Here is a 16903-nt window from a genome sequence, read left to right as displayed (position 1 = left end):
TCTTGCATCAAGACGAAAAACCTCTTTCATTGTTTGTGGAGAACTCCAATGATACCTGATTTTTTCGTCTTGGTGTTTTTATTTTGGAATTTTATTGAAAGTGGCTAACTTGATTATAAAATTCGCCGTCATGAATTTTGATTTAGAAAATAAAAAAAGCCACTAGACAGGCATCTAGTGGCTAAATGATATAAAAAAATGTCACAGGTGAGATTCGAACTCACGACCTACGGTTTAGAAGACCGTTGCTCTATCCAACTGAGCCACTGTGACATCACTTTTACTATTATAGTGAAAAGGTTCTATTTATGTCAATGTAAATTTCAATATAAATTAAAAAAATCTTAGTTAAGATAAAATAAAAGGTCCACTTAAAATTAAGCGGACCGACCCTTATAATAATTTACTAAAATTGCGTCATTTGCCAAAGATAAAAGCCTTGTTCTCGGCTTCTAGTTCGGATAGTACTTCTCTATCATGAGTGGAAGTCTCGTTTTTTTCGGCTTTTAATAATGATTTGATCCAATTTGTCAATTTCATAATCTTCATCTCCGAAATAATTGCAGCTTTTTACGTCATCAGCTTCTGGACTTTTGCGTTTAAGATAAGGCTTCCGTTTCCCCTATCTATGACAATATTATAACAAAATTATTACATTTGACATAAAAATAGCTCTTATTTCGGCAAAAAAGATTTTTGAATCAAATATGACTATATATTTTAATTAAATTTGATTACTCTGGATCTGCAGATAATTCTTTCCGACGATCTTCAATAATGTTTTGAAGTTCGATTAAATCATCTAGTGTTGACTTTTTTCTGATGAAGCTTCGAGCCGATGAACGCATTGCAATATAGTTTGCGCGATCACGGTGGTTCTTGTGCCATTTTTCATTGGCACGCTTTTGAGCGTCTGTTAATACCATATATTTCTCTCCCTTAAAAAACATATCTTTGAAATTATATACAAGACTATTTAACTAGACAAGGAAAATTGAGAATATTTTACATATAAGTTTATTGTTAGACTGATTACATGAAAATCTTGTACATTATTATTATTAGTTTAAAATGTTAACTAAATCGGTATTTTGTTCATTGGGGGTTTATTAATGAAGAAGATAATAAAAACTACCACAGGTACTTATCACGGAACCGTTGACCATGATCACATTGATTTTCTAGGAATTCCTTTTGGTTATGGTCGGAGATTTAAACGAGCTGAAGAATTTTCTCTAGCAAAATTTGGACCAAATGAAGTAAATAAGCTTCATTATGCCGTACACCATGGCGTTCAACCAATGCAAGATGAAGCTTTGGATCAGTCGAATAAATTACGCTTCGGCGAAAATTGTTTGAATCTTGATATTTGTACCCCTGATATAGAAGGAAAATATCCAATTGTTATTGAATTGTATGGTGGAGGATTCTTAAGAGGTGGAAATCACAGTAAACAGATGTCTTGGCTTGACCACGAGTCAGTCGTTCACGTGGTTCCAAATTATCGTTTAGGACTCTTCGGCTGGAGTAAAGTCGAAGGCGGAGATACTAATGTTGGATTATCTGACCAATTGATGGCGATTCAGTGGGTCATCGACAATGCCAAAAGTTTCGGTGGCGATATCAAGAATCTTACTTTAGTAGGTTTATCAGCTGGGGCAAAATCAGTTAGTGCTTTAATGTCTTCGAATTCAAACCTTTTAGATTGGGTAAAAAAAATAATTGTCTTTTCTGGTGGAGTTCAAACAATCAGAGATTTACAAACAGCTAAAAAGGTTACAGAAAATATTTGTCGAGACAATAATATAAAATCGACTCAGGACCTTTTCAATTTGACAGATGATGGACTACAATTAGTACAGGAGCATACCTTAGGGACTCATATCTCAACTAATTGGTTCGGACCAGTCATTGATGATGATTTAATTTCAAGCGATTGGCAAGATAAATTGATTCAGCGTGTCAAGAGGACACATTTTAAGACAATCATTTCCGCCGGTACTAATGAATTAGGTGCATATCGGAAGATGAATATCAATCATTTGGAAAATGAGGTGATGGTCGATTTATTTGGTGAAAATGCTGGCATTTTAAAGCAGTCTTTGATTAAAGAACCATATTCTAAAAATGAATTTGTCAAAATGCTTGGAATGGCGATGTATACTTTGCCAGGCAGACGATTAGCTGAACTATTGACCCAAAGAAGCGATGCAGAGGTTTATTGTAATTTAGCTAGGGTATATGAAGGACAGCACGGTGGAGTTATTCGTTATTTAAATACACCAGAAACTGAAATTAATATCGATTATCGTAAGAACCGCCGGAATTTCTTGAATCTTCTACGAGACTTTATCGCCACTGGTAAGCCATATGTGGAAGATATCAAGTACGAATGGCCCTTGTACGACAATGATCGATTAGTTTTGGAGCTAGATTCAGATGATTTGAAGAGTGTTTCAATCATAGGTCATCGTTATCCAGATGATTTACCATGGCAGTCTTACAAATTATAAAAAAATAAATACTGTCACATGAACGTTTATAGGTTACCGATAAAAATGTACCTTGCAAAAATTATAAGTAGAACTTACAATGAAACGGTTATGCTTTGAGTTTAAGCGTTTTTAATGCTTGGGATTTTAGAGGTGGACGAATTTTGAAAAGAAAGTTTGCGTTTATGATTACAATTGCTTTCATTCTTATAGATGTTTTTGCTGCGTTTTTGACGCAAGAAGCAATTATTAGTAATTTAATGGGCGTCTTAATCGGCGTTGGTCTAATCATTGCATTGATATTAATAACGAAAGTCTTAACGAAACTTAACATTAGACAGGGGAAATTAGTATTTGTAGCAGTCTTTTTCTTCTTAATTTTAGGACGTCTAGTTATGACTACATTAACTGTGTAGTAAAAAAATGAATATTATCAAAGGATTGTGTAGTATAGCACAATCCTTTTTTAGTATAATAATTTTATAAATTATTAATAAAAGGGAGTCATCCCATGTCTAATCGTTCATGGAAAAGAATAATTTTAGGGATTATTTTTTTATTGTTAAGCATTTTTTATAGTGTTATGTTTTTTCAAAAAGCTGCTTTCAGCGACACGATGATTTTTAATATTGCCCATCTGAAGAGTCTGGAAAATATTTTTTCTTCGCCAATCAATTTTGATTATTGGAATCATTCCGGAAGCCAAATCAACTTGTTTAGCCCGTGGCTGACTATTTTGTCTGGTTTTATCTTTTTAAATACCAATATTTCGTATGGATTTGCAACCTATTTAACGCTGATAACTTTTTTAACTTTCGTGAGCGCTTATTATTATATGAAACGTTTTTCAAAAGATACCTTTGAATCGTTATTAGTATCAGTCATTTATACTTTTTCCTTGAATAGATTTTTTCAGGTTTTTTTGGAACAGCGAATCGAAAATTATTTAGTCATGATCTTTTTGCCAATGGTCTATTACGGATTATTTTGTTTTTTAAAGAATAAAGACTGGCATTTGTTGACCTGGGGGATGCTGTTGGTGATTTGGACTTCTCCATATATGGCAATTGCCGTTTTGCTAACAATTATCCTAGCAATCCCACTAATGATTTTTTCTAAAACGACCCATCATTGGAAGTATTGGGGTCAATTGATTTTAAATGGATTATTACTTTTAGGAATGACTTTTTTGACGACAATTGGTTTTATAGGGCCACTGTTCTTAAAACAATGGCAAACAAAGTTTAGGCAAGCTGGAATTAAAAATCCTAATTTTGTAACTATGTACCAAAACTTGAATTTATCGTTGATGAAACAATATCTTTTGTTAGGAATTTTAATTTTATTAGTTCTATTATTATTGTTAATTTTTCTAAAGAGCAATTTCAGTTATAAAATCATTCTGATAGAAATGATTCCATTGATTTTGAGCCTATTTTATCGCTTAAAAATTCCGGGAATCGAAGTAAGCCGGCTTTATCCAGCTTTGTTAGGTATTCTGGATTTGTTTTTGACTATTATCGTAAGTCGAATAATTATTATGATTTTTCAAGAGACCTCAAGCGTTTGGAAACTTTTGCTGGTAATTGCTTTTGTGAGTGGCCTCAGTCTTCTCGTTTTTGAACAGGCGCAACAATTAAACTTTAAAAAGACGTTAAGTACTAGTGAAAATGTAAATTATGAAAAGTTTGTACTTGATTATCACGATCACGCGAGCCAAATCCAACCAAAATTTTTAGCCAATGGTAAAAAAACAAAAGTAACTTTTTATACGAAAAAAAGCGACTACTGGATTCAATACTACAATCCAAAATCAGTTCAATTGGATTTGCCAATTCAAAGATATGATGGCTATCGTGTGCATTTGAACAATGAGTCTGTAAAAGTGACGACATCTAAACGACAAACATTGCAATTAAGAACGCATCCTGGTAAAAATATTATTGAGATTCATTCACGATATAATTTAATAAGTATACTTTTGCTTCTAATCAACTTAGTTGGATTTATTGGATTAGGATATTTGAGTTTAAAAAAATTCGTTTGGAAAACTAAAAAAAGTTCTTATAACGGTTGAAAAGTCAAGCAAAATTTGCTATATTTTATAAGTTGCAATCACTATTGCATCTACAACCGCTCAAAATTAGGTTTAAGCTATGTGCACCTAGTTGGCGAGTCTTAGAAAGGAGTGTACGCTTATGTACGCAATTATTAAAACTGGTGGTAAGCAATATAAGGTTGAAGAAAATTCTTCAATTTATGTTGAAAAGCTTGATGTCAAAGAAGGGGACGCAGTTACATTTGATGATGTAATCTTAGTTTCTGACGGCAAGTCTGTTAAAGTTGGTAGCCCTGTTGTTGAAGGTGCTAGTGTTTCTGGTAAGGTTGAAAAACAAGGTAAGGAAAAGAAAGTTGTTACTTACAAGTACAAACCTAAGAAGCATTCACACACAAAGACAGGTCACCGTCAACCATATACAAAGGTACTTATCGATAGTATCAAGGCTTAATCATGATTAGGGCAAGTTTTCACCAGAATTCAGATCAACAGATTGATTCTTTCTTAATTAAAGGGCATGCTGACTCAGGGCCATACGGTCAAGATTTAGTCTGTGCCGCCGTTTCGGCAGTCACGATTGGAACAATCAATAATCTGGAAAAACTTACTAAGGCCAAACCTCAGGTTGTCATGGATGAGGTAAATGGTGGTCATCTCGGCTGCCAATTTGACAAAGCGATATCACACGATACTGCCTTGTTATTGGATAACTTATTTTGGATATTGAAAGATATTGAGGGCAGTTATTCCAAAAACATTGAAGTTCAAGTACAAAAAAATAAAATAGATCTTGATTAGGAGGTAAACTTCATGCTTAAGATGAATTTACAATTTTTCTCTCACCATAAAGGTGGTGGATCAACAAGTAACGGCCGTGACTCAGCTGGTCGTAGATTAGGTGCTAAACGTGCTGATGGACAAGCTATTACTGCTGGTTCAATTATTTACAGACAACGTGGTACAAAGATTCACCCAGGTGCTAATGTTGGTCGCGGTGGCGACGATACATTGTTCGCACTTACTGATGGCGTTGTTAAGTTCGAAAGACTTGGCAAAGACGGAAAGAAAGTTTCAGTATACTAAGATATTGATTAAAAGAGGACAATGTTCCTCTTTTTTCTATATAATAAGTATGAGTTATTGCCATTAGTACTAAAATATTGGTAAGATAATGTGTAGTGTTCTATCGGCAAATTTTATGAACTAAGGGAGAATAGAATGTCAATTTCTGTAAATGATTTTAAAAATGGATTAACAATTGAAGTAAAAGATGGTATCTGGCGTGTTGTAGAATTCCAGCATGTTAAGCCTGGTAAGGGTAGCGCCTTTGTTCGTTCAAAGTTAAAGAACTTAAGAACTGGTGCCGTTCAAGAAATGACTTTTAGATCAACTGCTAAAGTTGAAAAAGCTAACATCGAAAACAAGAAGATGCAATATCTATATGCTGATGGTGAAAACCACGTCTTCATGGATACAACAACATACGAACAGTTGACTATCCCAGCAGAACAAATTCAAGAACAATTGAAGTACTTGAAAGAAAACATGGAAGTTAGCGTTTTGATGTATAATGGTGAAACAATTGGTGTCGATGTACCAAACACTGTTGACCTCAAGGTTGTCGAAACTCAAGCATCAATCAAGGGCGACACACAATCAGGTGGCTCAAAACCAGCTACTATGGAAACCGGTGTTGTTGTGCAAGTGCCATTCTTCGTCAATGAAGGCGATATGTTAACAATTAATACACAAGATGGTACTTACATTTCACGTGCTAATTAATAACTGATTATGGAGATAAGTTTATGGCTGAACAAAAATATGTTTCTCTACAACAAGATAGTGGAAAAATAAACGGTAATGTTGAAATATCACATCAGGTTATTGAAATCCTGTTAGGGATTGCTACAAATCAAGTTGATGGTGTATACGAAATGCGCGGAACTATTTCTAGTCGAATAGATTCACTTTTCGGAAGAATCAACCATGGTAAGGGCGTTGATGTGTCATTCAATGATGACAAAATATCTGCAGATGTATATGTATATTTGGATTATGGCGTATCAATTCCCAAAGTATCATTGGAGATTCAAAAATCAGCCATTGAGCAACTTGAATTCATGACCGATTTAGATTTAAGTGAAATTAACGTACATGTTGTAGGATTGATCGCTAAAAAAGAAACTGGCGAAATAGAACGTGTAACAACAGATAAAAAGGAATAAAACTAGTGATAAGTAGACATAAAATCAGAGAACTCGCAGTTCAATCACTATTTTCTATCGAGACTACTAAGGATGCTCCGCAAGACGCTATTTCTTCTACCATGCAATTATGCGATTTAGCTGATGAAGCGGTACCAGATTATTTAACTTTTTTAGTTTCAGGTGTAGTTGAACATCAAGATGAACTTGATAAAGAAATTGCCGCTCATTTGAAGAATAAATGGACAGTCCAACGTCTGTCCAAAATCGATCGCGTAATTTTACATGTTGGGTTATTTGAAATGGAAAACAGTTTGGAAGTTCCAAGAAAAGTAGCTATCGATGAAGCTATCGTTTTAGCTAGCGATTTTGGAGATAAGGACTCAAAGTCCTTCGTTAATGGTATTTTATCTAATTTTGTAGAAGGGTAAGGGCTGGTATATTTACCAGCCTTTTTATGGTGATTAGTGTGAAATTATTAGAAGGTAAAAAAGTAGCTCAAGCATTAGATGAAACAATGACAAAACGAGTTGAAGAATTGAAAGCTAAGGGCGTTACTCCTGGACTAGCCGTGATTTTAGTTGGTGACAACAGTGCTAGTGCTGTTTATGTTCGTAATAAGAAACGCCGTGCTGAAAAATTGGGAATTAATTTTCAATTGATTCATTTTGAACAAGATGTAACTGAAAAAGAATTGTTAACAAAAATCGATGAACTGAACCATGATAAAAATATTGATGGATTCATCGTTCAATTACCAGTTCCAGATCATATTGATGAAGATAAGGTAATTGAAGCAATTGATCCAAGAAAAGACGTTGATGGCTTTACTCCTATCAGCGTTGGAAATCTCTGGATTGGTACACCTCTGACAAAACCAGCTACAGCTTCAGGTATTTTAATGATGCTCGACCACTATAAGGTTGATCTTGATGGCAAAAATGTTGTGATCGTTGGTCGTAGCAATATTGTTGGTAAGCCAACGGCTGCTTTAATGCTTGATCGTAATGCCACTGTTACGATTACGCACTCTCACACTAAGAACCTTAAAGAAATCACAAGTAAGGCTGATGTGCTAGTTGTAGCCATTGGTCAAGCTAAGTTCATCAAAAAAGACTACGTCAAAGACCAAGCCATTGTGGTCGATGTAGGAATGGATCGTGATGAAAATGGAAAACTTTGTGGCGACGTTGATTTCGATGATGTTTCCGATAAAGTTTCAATGATTACACCTGTTCCAGGTGGCGTTGGTCCGATGACAATCACAGCTTTGGTTGACCAAGTGATTGAATTAGCTGAAGGCAGGGCAAATGGATAGTGATAAGTATTTAACAGTTACCGCTTTGAGCCAATACTTAAAAAGAAAATTTGACGTGGACCCTTATTTGGGACACGTCTATTTAATGGGCGAAATATCTAACTTTCGATTAAGGAAAAATGGTCACCAATATTTTTCTTTGAAAGATGATAAAAGCAAGATTTCAGCGATAATGTTTAAAAGTAAATTCGAAAAGGTGAAATTTAAACCTGAAGAGGGGATGCAAGTCTTAGTTCAAGGCAGAATTTCTCTTTATGAACCCTCTGGCTCTTATCAAATCTATATTGATTCGATGGAACCAGTTGGTTTGGGGGCTTTATATGCGGCTTATGAGCAGTTAAAGAAAAAGTTAGCTGCTCAGGGCGTATTTGATTTGCCCAAAAAAGAAATCGTTAAATTTCCTAAGCGAATCGCAGTGGTAACGAGTCAATCTGGTGCAGTCATCCATGATATTATGACTACTGTTGCAAGACGTTTTCCAATCGTACAAATCGTTTTATATCCAGCGGTAGTCCAAGGTGAAGAAGCTGCTGGAACAATCGTGCAACAATTAAAACGAATCAATGAAGATGGCAATTACGATACGATTATCATTGGTCGTGGCGGTGGTTCAATTGAAGACTTATGGCCTTTTAATGAAGAAATAGTGGCTCAAGCAATCGTGCAAAGCAAGATTCCTGTTATTAGTTCAGTTGGACATGAGACTGATACCACGATTGCTGATTTGGTGGCTGATTTACGTGCAGCTACACCTACGGCTGCTGCAGAATTGGCAACTCCTGTTTTAAGTGATGTCATAACTCATTTGCAGGACTTGCAGACACGCCTTTACAGGGCACAAATGAATATTATTAATAACGACAAGCAAAGGGTCGATTCATTGTCTCAGAACGTCTTTTTGCAGCATCCAGAGCGAATCTATGACGTTTACTTACAAAAAGTTGATTATTTGCAAGATAAATTGCGTCAAAACGTTACTAATAATTTGAATCAATCTAAAACGAGATTGATTCAAGATGCTAATCGTTTAGTTCAAGTTTCACCTCGAGATAAAATTTATAGTTACGGCAATCAGGTAAATCGTTACTATCAAATTTTAATCAATAATGTAAATAAAGTTATCAATAAAAATCGTAATATATTTAATAGTCAGGTCGCAACGCTTGATTCTTTAAGTCCTTTGAAGACTCTAAGTCGTGGTTATGCAATTCCAACCAATAAAGCGGGTAAGGTTTTAAAAGACGTGACTGATTATCAGGTCAATCAAGAAGTTGACCTAAAAGTTAAAAATGGTAGTGTCAAGTTAATGACCAAAGAAGTAAGTGAGGATAATAATGGCTGAGAAAAAGAAAACATTTGAAGAAAATTTGGCTGATCTTGAGGCAATTGTTACCAACCTTGAATCAGGGAATGTTCCCTTAGAAGAGGCCATGGAAAAATTCAAAAAAGGTGTTACTTTAAGTAAAGAACTTGAAAAAACACTTAGTGACGCTGAACAGACAGTGACTAAGATCATGACTAAAGATGGTCAAGAAATTGATGTGAAAAATGATCAAAGCAATCAAGATGAAGGAAATGATTAGTAATGCAAATTAAAAAGTTTCCAGAGTTTTGCGAACAGGTTTTACCTGATTTCAATAAATTTTTGAATGATAAGCTAAATTCTGAGGTCAAACAAGACACATTAAGAGAAGCAATGCTGTATTCGCTCAATGCAGGCGGCAAGAGAGTTCGCCCAATGCTATTTTTAGCTACTGCTTATTCTTCCGGCGTCAAGTTGGAAGATTTATCAGATTATTTTGATATTGCTGGAGCAATTGAATTAGTTCATACTTATTCTTTGATTCACGATGATTTGCCTGAAATGGATGATAGCGATTATCGTCGTGGCAAATTAGCTAATCATAAGAAATTTGGAGTCGGTCCAGCTGTCTTAGCAGGCGATGGTCTGTTGACGCAAGCCTTTTATTGGATTGCTAAGTCTAATTTAAATACTGATAAACGTATGGCTGCTGTTAGAATTTTGGCCCACAACGCCGGTCCTATGGGAATGGTTGCTGGCCAAATGACTGATATCACCATGGAAGATAAGAAGCTATCAGAGAAAGATTTGACTACTTTGCATCAAGAAAAGACGGCCGATTTGATTGTTGCTGCCGTGACTATCGGGGCTTTTTGCGCCGATCACGAGTTATCGAAGAATTTGGTTTTGTATGCCAACAGCATTGGTCTCGCTTTTCAGCTTAAAGATGACTTAGATGACGCTGATGATGGTGAAGATGCTGATAAGAATACTTTCCCAAATTTGATTGGTAAAAAAGCCACTGAAGATAAATTAGCCGATTTAATCAAGCAAGCACTCAACGCAGTTTTAAAAGAAGAAAAATTCGATAAGAATTTATTGGTAAACTTTTTGGATTATTTTAAAGAATAGGTGACACATATTGGCAAAAAAAAGAATTGATGTTTTATTAGTTGAACAAAATTTATTTGAATCAAGAGAACAAGCTAAGCGCTCCGTGATGGCTGGTGAAGTTTATAATCAAGACAATTTACGCTTTGACAAGCCGGGTGAAAAAGTTGATCCGGATACTATTTTTCATTTGGCCAAGAATGCACATAGTAAATATGTCAGCCGTGGCGGTTACAAACTAGAAAAGGCAATTAAGTCGTTTGATATTGATTTGAGCGACCGTATTTGTCTTGATATTGGTTCCTCCACAGGTGGCTTTACTGATGTCGCCTTACAAAATGGTGCTACTAAGGTCTATGCCTTGGATGTTGGTTACAATCAATTAGCTTGGAAATTGCGTCAAGATAAACGAGTTGTCGTTATGGAACGTGTCAACTTTAGATACAGCAAACCAGAAGATTTTCAAGAAGGCTTGCCACAATTTGCGATGACTGATGTTTCATTTATTTCTTTGGAACTAATTTTGCCACCAATGTTCAACATCATTTTACCGGGTGCAGATGCTGTTTGCTTGATTAAGCCCCAATTTGAGGCTGGGCCTGAAAACGTTGGTAAACATGGAATCGTTCGCGACCATAAAGTTCACCAAATGGTTCTAGAAAAAATAACTAGTTTTGCTAAAAATGCCGGATTTATCGTTTCCGGTTTAGACTTCTCACCAATTAAGGGTGGCGAAGGAAATATTGAATTTTTAATGCATATCAGAAAACCAGAAGAGAAACAAGCTGGCGAAATCCTAGATAGTGTTTCAATTGAACAAACAATGGAAGCAGCATACTCAAATCTCAATAAATAGGTGAAATAATGCTAAAAAAACTAATAATCAATAATTTTGCAATCATCAATAAATTACAGATTGATTTTCGTGATGGGATGACTGCTTTAACTGGTGAGACTGGTGCCGGTAAGTCAATTATTATCGATGCCTTAGGATTATTGGTTGGAAGTAGATCATCGATTGATTTTATTAGAACAGGGCAGGAGCAATTAAAAGTACAAGGACTATTTGAGGTCAAATCAGGTAGTCCTCTTTTTGCTATATTGGACGAATACGGAATTGCTCATGAAGATCGTCAAATCATTATCAAACGAGAAATCAATCGCAAAGGTCGTAATGTTTGTCGGGTCAATAATGAATTAGTTAAGACCAATGTTTTACGACAAATGGGCCAATTCCTTGTTGAGATTCATGGTCAAAATCAACAACAAGAATTACTTGATGAAGAAAATCATATTAATATTTTGGATCGTTTTGCTGATGATAAATTTCAAAAGCAATTGGCCAAGTATCAAAATATTTATACCAATTATCAGGAAAAGCGCAGCCGCTTGCGCACGATTCAAAAAAATTCTCAGAATTTGGCTCAACGAATCGATATGTTGAAATTTCAAATTGAAGAGATTGACAGTGCACAAATAAAGGCTGGAGAAGATGACCAGCTAGAAGATGAAAAAAATCAATTAGCTAACTTTGAAAAAATCAGTTCAGCTTTACAAGAAAGCTATCGCGGTTTGTCTGAAAATAATGTGGGTGTGGTCGACGCTTTAGGTAATGTTCGTGATCAATTAGAAGATATTATGGATTATGATAATTCTTATAAAGAATTATATGATTCAGTTAATGGTGCTTATTATCAATTGCAAGATAATGCAGCGACGATTTCCGACCAATTAGAAAATTTAGATTTTGATGAAGGCCGTTTGGATAATATTCAAAAGCGTTTAATTACTTTAGATAGTTTGAAAAAGAAATATGGTCCTACCTTAGATGAAGTAATCGACTTTGGTAAAAAAGCTCATCAAGAACTGTCAGAAATTGATATTGATGACAACACTGAAGATAAATTAACTTCTGAAATAGATAAATTGCAGTCTGAATTGATTGATCTGGGAAAAGATTTATCGAAAAAGCGTCATAAAACAGCCACGACTTTGGAAAAATCGATTAATCATCAATTAAAAGATTTATACATGCCTAATGCTAAATTTGGAGTATCGTTTGTTTCCGGTGATGAATCATTGGCTGATAATGGGATTGATCAAATTCAATTCGATTTGAAGACTAATGTTGGTGAAGACTACAAGCCATTGGTTAAAGTTGCCTCTGGCGGTGAGCTTTCTCGAGTGATTTTAGCTTTCGAAGCAATTATTGCCGAAAAGATGAATGTGGAAACGATTGTTTTTGATGAAATAGATACTGGTGTCAGCGGCCGTGTTGCACAAGCCATTGGCGATAAAATCTATAAAGTTTCACAATCATTGCAGGTTCTTTGCATTACGCACTTGCCTCAAGTGGCAGCAATGAGCGACTTACAATTTGAGATAAAAAAAGAGACCGTTAAGGATAAAACTGAAACAAAAGTTTCATTACTTAACGATCACCAAAGAATTGAAGAGATATCATTGATGTTAGCAGGGACTAAGGTAACTGACTTAACCAGAGAACATGCCCAAGAATTGTTGGAATTAGCTCAAGGCGAACAAAAACGCTTAGATTAAATTGATCGACTTAACTAAATTTAACGAAACGATGCTAAAAAGCTTGGAATTGACCTGAAAAACGTATTTATTTTGATTAACTTGTGAAATAAATTTGCCTTGAACTTGTTTGTCGTTTAACATTGTAATAACGACAGAATAATTTTTTTGGAAACTTTGTTCTGCAAAAATTTCTAATTGCATTAAAGGCATTTGCTTTATTTTGATTTTGGGTGCAGTTTTGATGTTAAAATCAAAATTGTTATTAATAAAATTGGTTGTATTGTTGATTAAATTTGCAGTGAAACGATTACGTAATTGTCTTGCTTGCATTTTTAAGCCCCCGAACACTTGTTTGTACTTACATTATACGAACCTGTGTTCGAAAGAGCAACTTTATTTTGTTATTTCTTAAGTAATTTTTATCATGTAAAAGCCTAAAGTCTTGAAAAACATATGAATTTATTGCATGATAGATAACATATTATAAATAGATAGTAGGGATATTTTAATTATGTCAAGGGGAATGTTAATCGTTTTATCAGGTCCATCTGGAGTAGGTAAAGGAACTGTTCGCAAAGCAATGTTAAAGAATTCTTCAATTAAATTTGATTATTCTGTTTCGATGACTACTCGCCAAATGCGTCCCGGAGAAGTCGATGGAGTCGATTATTATTTCCGAACAAATGATGAATTTGAAGAAGAAATAAAAAATGGCGGAATGCTTGAATATGCTAAATACGTTGATCATTACTATGGAACTCCTTTAAAGTACGTCAATCAAAAGCTAGATGCTGGAATTGACGTTTTATTGGAGATTGAAGTTAATGGTGCAATGCAAGTCCGTGAAAAGATGCCCGATGGCGTGTTTATTTTCCTTACGCCACCTGATTTGACTAGCTTAAGAGATAGAATCACTCATCGTGGAACTGATGATGAAAAGACTATTGATAAGCGCATGGAAAAAGCCAAAAAAGAAATTCAAATGATGACAAGCTATGACTATGCCGTCGTTAATGATAAAATACCTAATGCAGTTGAAAAAATTGAAGGTATAATTAGAAGTGAACACTTAAGAGTGCCACGTGTAATTGATAAATATAAAAAAATAATAGGAGATTGATAAGTTATGATTATTTATCCATCCATTGATAAACTTTTAGATCGAGTTGATTCTCGTTACTCACTAGCAGTTTTAGCTGCTAAGAGAGCTCACCAATTAGAAGCTGGCGATATTGAATTATTGAACAAGTATGAATCACCAAGAACAGTTGGTCGTGCTTTTGAGGAAATTGCTGATGACAAGATTGAAATAGATCCTAATTCAATTCTTCTTGAAAAAGAAGCCGAAAAGGTTGAAGAAGAGAAAAAAGAAGAAAACGAATAAAATTATTCCTTCACTGATTTTCGAATTAGTGGGGGCTTTTTTATTCTTAAGTGAAAAATTTAAATAGGTGGTTTTTATGTCAGTAGCTGAAGTGATTGTTGATGTACCTACTATGCAAACTAATCGACCATTTGAATATCAGATACCAGAAGCATTAGAAGATGTAGTTGTTGCCGGTATGAGGGTGGAAGTCCCATTTGGTCGAGGTAAAAGAAGAATACAAGGATTTGTCATGAAGGTTAAAGATACTAGTGACTTTCAAGGCAAATTAAAACCTATTATACGTGTGATCGATTTAAAGCCAGTTTTATCTAAAGAAATGTTGGACTTATCTTATTGGCTAGCTGATCGGACGTATTCTTTTCAGATATCCTGTTTACAGACTATGTTGCCAAGCGTAATGCGGGCTAAATATAAAGAATATGTGATTCCATTAGATGATGCTAAAAACGATTCTGAAGTGGAAAATTTGCTAAATGGAGCCCAAACTCTAGAGATAACTAATCAAACTGATGAAAAAACTGTCAGGAAAATTAATAAACTACGAAAGGCAAAAAAAGTAGATATTCAATATGTTGTGGAAAATCACGCTTTACAAATAAAGCGTCAGGCTGTGACGACAGATTTGAATGTGATTCAACTCCATGAACAAAAGAGTAAATTACGTGCTAATGCTAAAGCACAAATAAAATTGCTCGACTTTTTAGCCAACCATTTAGGAGATCTTCCAGTCGAATTTAATGTTTTGCAAAAAGAATATGGAATTTCAAGAGCAGCAATCAAGACAGCTGAAAAAAATAATTTAGTTAAAGTAGTTGAAGTCACTAAATTACGTAAACCAGTTGGAATAAATGCTAAGAAAACTACAAATTTAGATTTAACTCCTGAACAAAAAACTGCCGTCGATAAAATTAATAGCTCGATTGTTAAAGAAGACCCACAGACTTACTTGATTGAAGGAGTCACAGGGAGTGGTAAGACAGAAGTTTATCTCCAGGCAATTGAAAAAGCTATTAAAAAGGGAAAAACGGCTTTGATGCTAGTTCCAGAAATTTCCTTAACGCCACAGATGGTCAATCGAGTGGTTGGTCGTTTCGGTGATCAAGTGGCGGTCCTACATAGCGGTTTATCTAGTGGCGAGCGTTATGACGAATGGACTCGGATTGAAAATCATCGTGTAAAAGTGGTTGTTGGCGCTAGAAGTGCCGTTTTTGCTCCCTTAGAAAAAATCGGTTTGATTATAATTGATGAGGAACATGAGGCTAGTTATAAACAAGACGATAATCCTAGATATCATGCAAGAGACGTAGCGTTGTGGCGAGCACAAGTCAACAAATGTCCAGTGGTCTTAGGAAGTGCGACTCCGTCACTAGAATCAAGAGCCAGAGCGCAAAAGGGCGTTTATCACTTGATTAGGATGACCAAGAGAATCAATAACCAAAATTTGCCACATGTACAAATCGTCGATATGCGGGATGCTGAAAATTCTGCAGTTAAAGGTGATTTTTCACCAGCCTTAAAAGAACATCTACAAGAAACTTTAAATCGGCATGAACAAGCAATCGTTTTGTTAAATCGTCGCGGTTATTCATCATTCATGATGTGTCGTGAATGTGGATTTGTTTTGAAGTGTCCCAATTGTGATGTTTCGCTGACTTATCATAAAGATTTACGTCGAATGAAGTGTCATTATTGCGGTCATGAAGAACCCGTACCAAATTCTTGCCCCAATTGTGGCAGCAAGAAGATTGGCTTTTATGGGACTGGCACACAAAATATTGAACAACAACTGAATGATTTGTTTCCTGAAGCAAGAATTTTACGAATGGATGTCGATACGACTAGAAGAAAGGGTGCTCATGCAAAAATTCTAGCCAAATTTGGCCAACATCAAGCTGATATTTTGTTGGGCACGCAGATGATTGCTAAAGGCTTAGATTTTCCAGATGTTACCTTGGTTGGAGTAATCAATGCTGATACGACTTTGAGTTTGGCAGATTTTCGAGCCAGTGAGAGGACCTTTCAACTTTTAACGCAGGTCAGTGGTCGAGCCGGTCGAGCTCAAAAGCCTGGTAAAGTAGTAATTCAAACGTTTAATCCTGATCACTATGCAATTAAGGATGCCGCCAAGCAAGACTACGAAACATTTTTCAAACAGGAAATGTTTATCCGTCATCAATCCAATTACACGCCATACTATTTCACGACTTTGATTAGTGTTGCTAATCAAGATGAAGGAAAAACTTTGAAACAGAGTTATTGGTTAAAAAAGCAGCTCCAAGGGGCATTGTCTAAGGATGCGATTCTTTTGGGACCTAGTCCGACGATGATTTCAAGAAAACAAAATAAATATTATTATCAAATTATTGTAAAATATAAACATGAGCCAAATTTACATCAACGATTGCTTGAAATTCTAAATGAAACGCAAGCTGATGCTAAACAAGGATATACAATTGCAATTGATAACGAACCACAACATATTGATTAAG

The 16903-nt window shown here is 35.2% G+C and carries 21 protein-coding genes, 1 tRNA gene and 1 other annotated feature; of the genes, 18 read left to right on the top strand and 4 right to left on the bottom strand.

Going from position 1 to position 16903, the window contains the following annotated elements; genetic code table 11:
• Positions 1-199 precede the first annotated feature (199 nt).
• From FHL05_RS03230 to FHL05_RS03225, 3 genes are all read right to left on the bottom strand, one after another.
• Positions 200-273: transfer RNA gene (locus FHL05_RS03230), tRNA-Arg, on the bottom strand.
• 144 nt (positions 274-417) lie between these two features.
• Complete coding sequence (locus FHL05_RS12675; RefSeq protein ID WP_272950434.1) at positions 418-540, bottom strand: hypothetical protein; 123 nt, start codon at positions 538-540, stop codon at positions 418-420.
• Between the two features lie 194 nt (positions 541-734).
• Complete coding sequence (locus FHL05_RS03225; RefSeq protein ID WP_153384449.1) at positions 735-926, bottom strand: hypothetical protein; 192 nt, start codon at positions 924-926, stop codon at positions 735-737.
• Between the two features lie 186 nt (positions 927-1112).
• Here FHL05_RS03225 and FHL05_RS03220 point away from each other — a divergent pair, with 186 nt between their 5' ends.
• The 15 genes from FHL05_RS03220 (at position 1113) to recN (ending at position 13045) form a co-directional block, all read left to right on the top strand.
• Positions 1113-2513, top strand: a complete 1401-nt coding sequence (locus FHL05_RS03220; RefSeq protein WP_153521992.1) for a carboxylesterase family protein — start codon at positions 1113-1115, stop codon at positions 2511-2513.
• Positions 2514-2656: 143 nt separating this feature from the next.
• Complete coding sequence (locus FHL05_RS03215) at positions 2657-2908, top strand: hypothetical protein (protein WP_153384451.1); 252 nt, start codon at positions 2657-2659, stop codon at positions 2906-2908.
• A 95-nt stretch (positions 2909-3003) separates the two neighbouring features.
• On the top strand, positions 3004-4569 hold the full coding sequence (locus FHL05_RS03210; RefSeq protein WP_153384452.1) for a hypothetical protein: 1566 nt from the start codon (positions 3004-3006) through the stop codon (positions 4567-4569).
• A gap of 44 nt (positions 4570-4613) precedes the next feature.
• Positions 4614-4681: a sequence feature (ribosomal protein L21 leader region), on the top strand.
• Between the two features lie 9 nt (positions 4682-4690).
• Positions 4691-5002 (top strand): 50S ribosomal protein L21, encoded by a 312-nt coding sequence (gene rplU, locus FHL05_RS03205; protein ID WP_059073571.1) that lies wholly within the window; start codon positions 4691-4693, stop codon positions 5000-5002.
• Positions 5003-5004: 2 nt separating this feature from the next.
• The gene (locus FHL05_RS03200) at positions 5005-5349 is read left to right on the top strand and encodes a ribosomal-processing cysteine protease Prp (RefSeq protein WP_153384453.1); all 345 of its coding nucleotides are present in this window, start codon (positions 5005-5007) and stop codon (positions 5347-5349) included.
• A gap of 12 nt (positions 5350-5361) precedes the next feature.
• The gene (gene rpmA, locus FHL05_RS03195) at positions 5362-5634 is read left to right on the top strand and encodes a 50S ribosomal protein L27 (RefSeq protein WP_153384454.1); all 273 of its coding nucleotides are present in this window, start codon (positions 5362-5364) and stop codon (positions 5632-5634) included.
• A 135-nt stretch (positions 5635-5769) separates the two neighbouring features.
• A complete protein-coding gene (gene efp, locus FHL05_RS03190) occupies positions 5770-6333 on the top strand; it encodes an elongation factor P (protein ID WP_153384455.1) in 564 nt (187 codons plus the stop codon).
• A 23-nt stretch (positions 6334-6356) separates the two neighbouring features.
• Entirely contained in the window at positions 6357-6776 is a 420-nt protein-coding gene (locus FHL05_RS03185) for an Asp23/Gls24 family envelope stress response protein (RefSeq protein WP_153384456.1), read from the top strand.
• A gap of 5 nt (positions 6777-6781) precedes the next feature.
• On the top strand, positions 6782-7186 hold the full coding sequence (gene nusB, locus FHL05_RS03180) for a transcription antitermination factor NusB (RefSeq protein WP_162000186.1): 405 nt from the start codon (positions 6782-6784) through the stop codon (positions 7184-7186).
• Between the two features lie 38 nt (positions 7187-7224).
• A complete protein-coding gene (locus FHL05_RS03175; protein WP_162000185.1) occupies positions 7225-8073 on the top strand; it encodes a bifunctional 5,10-methylenetetrahydrofolate dehydrogenase/5,10-methenyltetrahydrofolate cyclohydrolase in 849 nt (282 codons plus the stop codon).
• A complete protein-coding gene (xseA, locus tag FHL05_RS03170; protein WP_153384458.1) occupies positions 8066-9415 on the top strand; it encodes an exodeoxyribonuclease VII large subunit in 1350 nt (449 codons plus the stop codon). The genes FHL05_RS03175 and xseA overlap by 8 nt, the downstream gene beginning before the upstream one ends.
• The gene (locus FHL05_RS03165; protein WP_153384459.1) at positions 9408-9656 is read left to right on the top strand and encodes an exodeoxyribonuclease VII small subunit; all 249 of its coding nucleotides are present in this window, start codon (positions 9408-9410) and stop codon (positions 9654-9656) included. The genes xseA and FHL05_RS03165 overlap by 8 nt, the downstream gene beginning before the upstream one ends.
• A 2-nt stretch (positions 9657-9658) precedes the next feature.
• Positions 9659-10507, top strand: a complete 849-nt coding sequence (locus tag FHL05_RS03160) for a polyprenyl synthetase family protein (RefSeq protein WP_153384460.1) — start codon at positions 9659-9661, stop codon at positions 10505-10507.
• Positions 10508-10517: 10 nt separating this feature from the next.
• A complete protein-coding gene (locus tag FHL05_RS03155) occupies positions 10518-11342 on the top strand; it encodes a TlyA family RNA methyltransferase (RefSeq protein WP_153384461.1) in 825 nt (274 codons plus the stop codon).
• Between the two features lie 8 nt (positions 11343-11350).
• The gene (gene recN, locus FHL05_RS03150) at positions 11351-13045 is read left to right on the top strand and encodes a DNA repair protein RecN (protein WP_153384462.1); all 1695 of its coding nucleotides are present in this window, start codon (positions 11351-11353) and stop codon (positions 13043-13045) included.
• Here the strand turns inward: recN and FHL05_RS03145 are convergent.
• Entirely contained in the window at positions 13037-13357 is a 321-nt protein-coding gene (locus FHL05_RS03145) for a hypothetical protein (protein WP_153521990.1), read from the bottom strand. The two genes, recN and FHL05_RS03145, sit on opposite strands and share 9 nt — an antisense overlap.
• Before the next feature lie 178 nt (positions 13358-13535).
• Between FHL05_RS03145 and gmk the strand changes: the two genes are divergently transcribed.
• The 3 genes from gmk (at position 13536) to priA (ending at position 16902) form a co-directional block, all read left to right on the top strand.
• A complete protein-coding gene (gene gmk, locus FHL05_RS03140; RefSeq protein ID WP_162000188.1) occupies positions 13536-14147 on the top strand; it encodes a guanylate kinase in 612 nt (203 codons plus the stop codon).
• Positions 14148-14153: 6 nt separating this feature from the next.
• Positions 14154-14411, top strand: coding sequence for a DNA-directed RNA polymerase subunit omega (rpoZ, locus tag FHL05_RS03135; protein WP_153384465.1), 258 nt, complete (start codon positions 14154-14156; stop codon positions 14409-14411).
• A gap of 76 nt (positions 14412-14487) precedes the next feature.
• On the top strand, positions 14488-16902 hold the full coding sequence (priA, locus tag FHL05_RS03130) for a primosomal protein N' (RefSeq protein WP_153384466.1): 2415 nt from the start codon (positions 14488-14490) through the stop codon (positions 16900-16902).
• Position 16903: the final 1 nt, after the last annotated feature.

Source organism: Companilactobacillus halodurans (assembly GCF_009600995.1).
GTDB lineage: Bacteria > Bacillota > Bacilli > Lactobacillales > Lactobacillaceae > Companilactobacillus > Companilactobacillus halodurans.
This window is presented reverse-complemented; position numbering and strand designations above follow the sequence as displayed.

What these genes read in the sequence shown, in the direction of transcription:
- FHL05_RS12675 (WP_272950434.1), bottom strand. Translation starts at nt 540, where the DNA reads ATGAAATTGACAAATTGGATCAAATCATTATTAAAAGCCGAAAAAAAC.
- FHL05_RS03225 (WP_153384449.1), bottom strand. Translation starts at nt 926, where the DNA reads ATGGTATTAACAGACGCTCAAAAGCGTGCCAATGAAAAATGGCACAAG.
- FHL05_RS03220 (WP_153521992.1), top strand. Translation starts at nt 1,113, where the DNA reads ATGAAGAAGATAATAAAAACTACCACAGGTACTTATCACGGAACCGTT.
- FHL05_RS03210 (WP_153384452.1), top strand. Translation starts at nt 3,004, where the DNA reads ATGTCTAATCGTTCATGGAAAAGAATAATTTTAGGGATTATTTTTTTA.
- rplU (WP_059073571.1), top strand. Translation starts at nt 4,691, where the DNA reads ATGTACGCAATTATTAAAACTGGTGGTAAGCAATATAAGGTTGAAGAA.
- FHL05_RS03200 (WP_153384453.1), top strand. Translation starts at nt 5,005, where the DNA reads ATGATTAGGGCAAGTTTTCACCAGAATTCAGATCAACAGATTGATTCT.
- rpmA (WP_153384454.1), top strand. Translation starts at nt 5,362, where the DNA reads ATGCTTAAGATGAATTTACAATTTTTCTCTCACCATAAAGGTGGTGGA.
- efp (WP_153384455.1), top strand. Translation starts at nt 5,770, where the DNA reads ATGTCAATTTCTGTAAATGATTTTAAAAATGGATTAACAATTGAAGTA.
- FHL05_RS03185 (WP_153384456.1), top strand. Translation starts at nt 6,357, where the DNA reads ATGGCTGAACAAAAATATGTTTCTCTACAACAAGATAGTGGAAAAATA.
- xseA (WP_153384458.1), top strand. Translation starts at nt 8,066, where the DNA reads ATGGATAGTGATAAGTATTTAACAGTTACCGCTTTGAGCCAATACTTA.
- FHL05_RS03165 (WP_153384459.1), top strand. Translation starts at nt 9,408, where the DNA reads ATGGCTGAGAAAAAGAAAACATTTGAAGAAAATTTGGCTGATCTTGAG.
- FHL05_RS03160 (WP_153384460.1), top strand. Translation starts at nt 9,659, where the DNA reads ATGCAAATTAAAAAGTTTCCAGAGTTTTGCGAACAGGTTTTACCTGAT.
- recN (WP_153384462.1), top strand. Translation starts at nt 11,351, where the DNA reads ATGCTAAAAAAACTAATAATCAATAATTTTGCAATCATCAATAAATTA.
- FHL05_RS03145 (WP_153521990.1), bottom strand. Translation starts at nt 13,357, where the DNA reads ATGCAAGCAAGACAATTACGTAATCGTTTCACTGCAAATTTAATCAAC.
- rpoZ (WP_153384465.1), top strand. Translation starts at nt 14,154, where the DNA reads ATGATTATTTATCCATCCATTGATAAACTTTTAGATCGAGTTGATTCT.
- priA (WP_153384466.1), top strand. Translation starts at nt 14,488, where the DNA reads ATGTCAGTAGCTGAAGTGATTGTTGATGTACCTACTATGCAAACTAAT.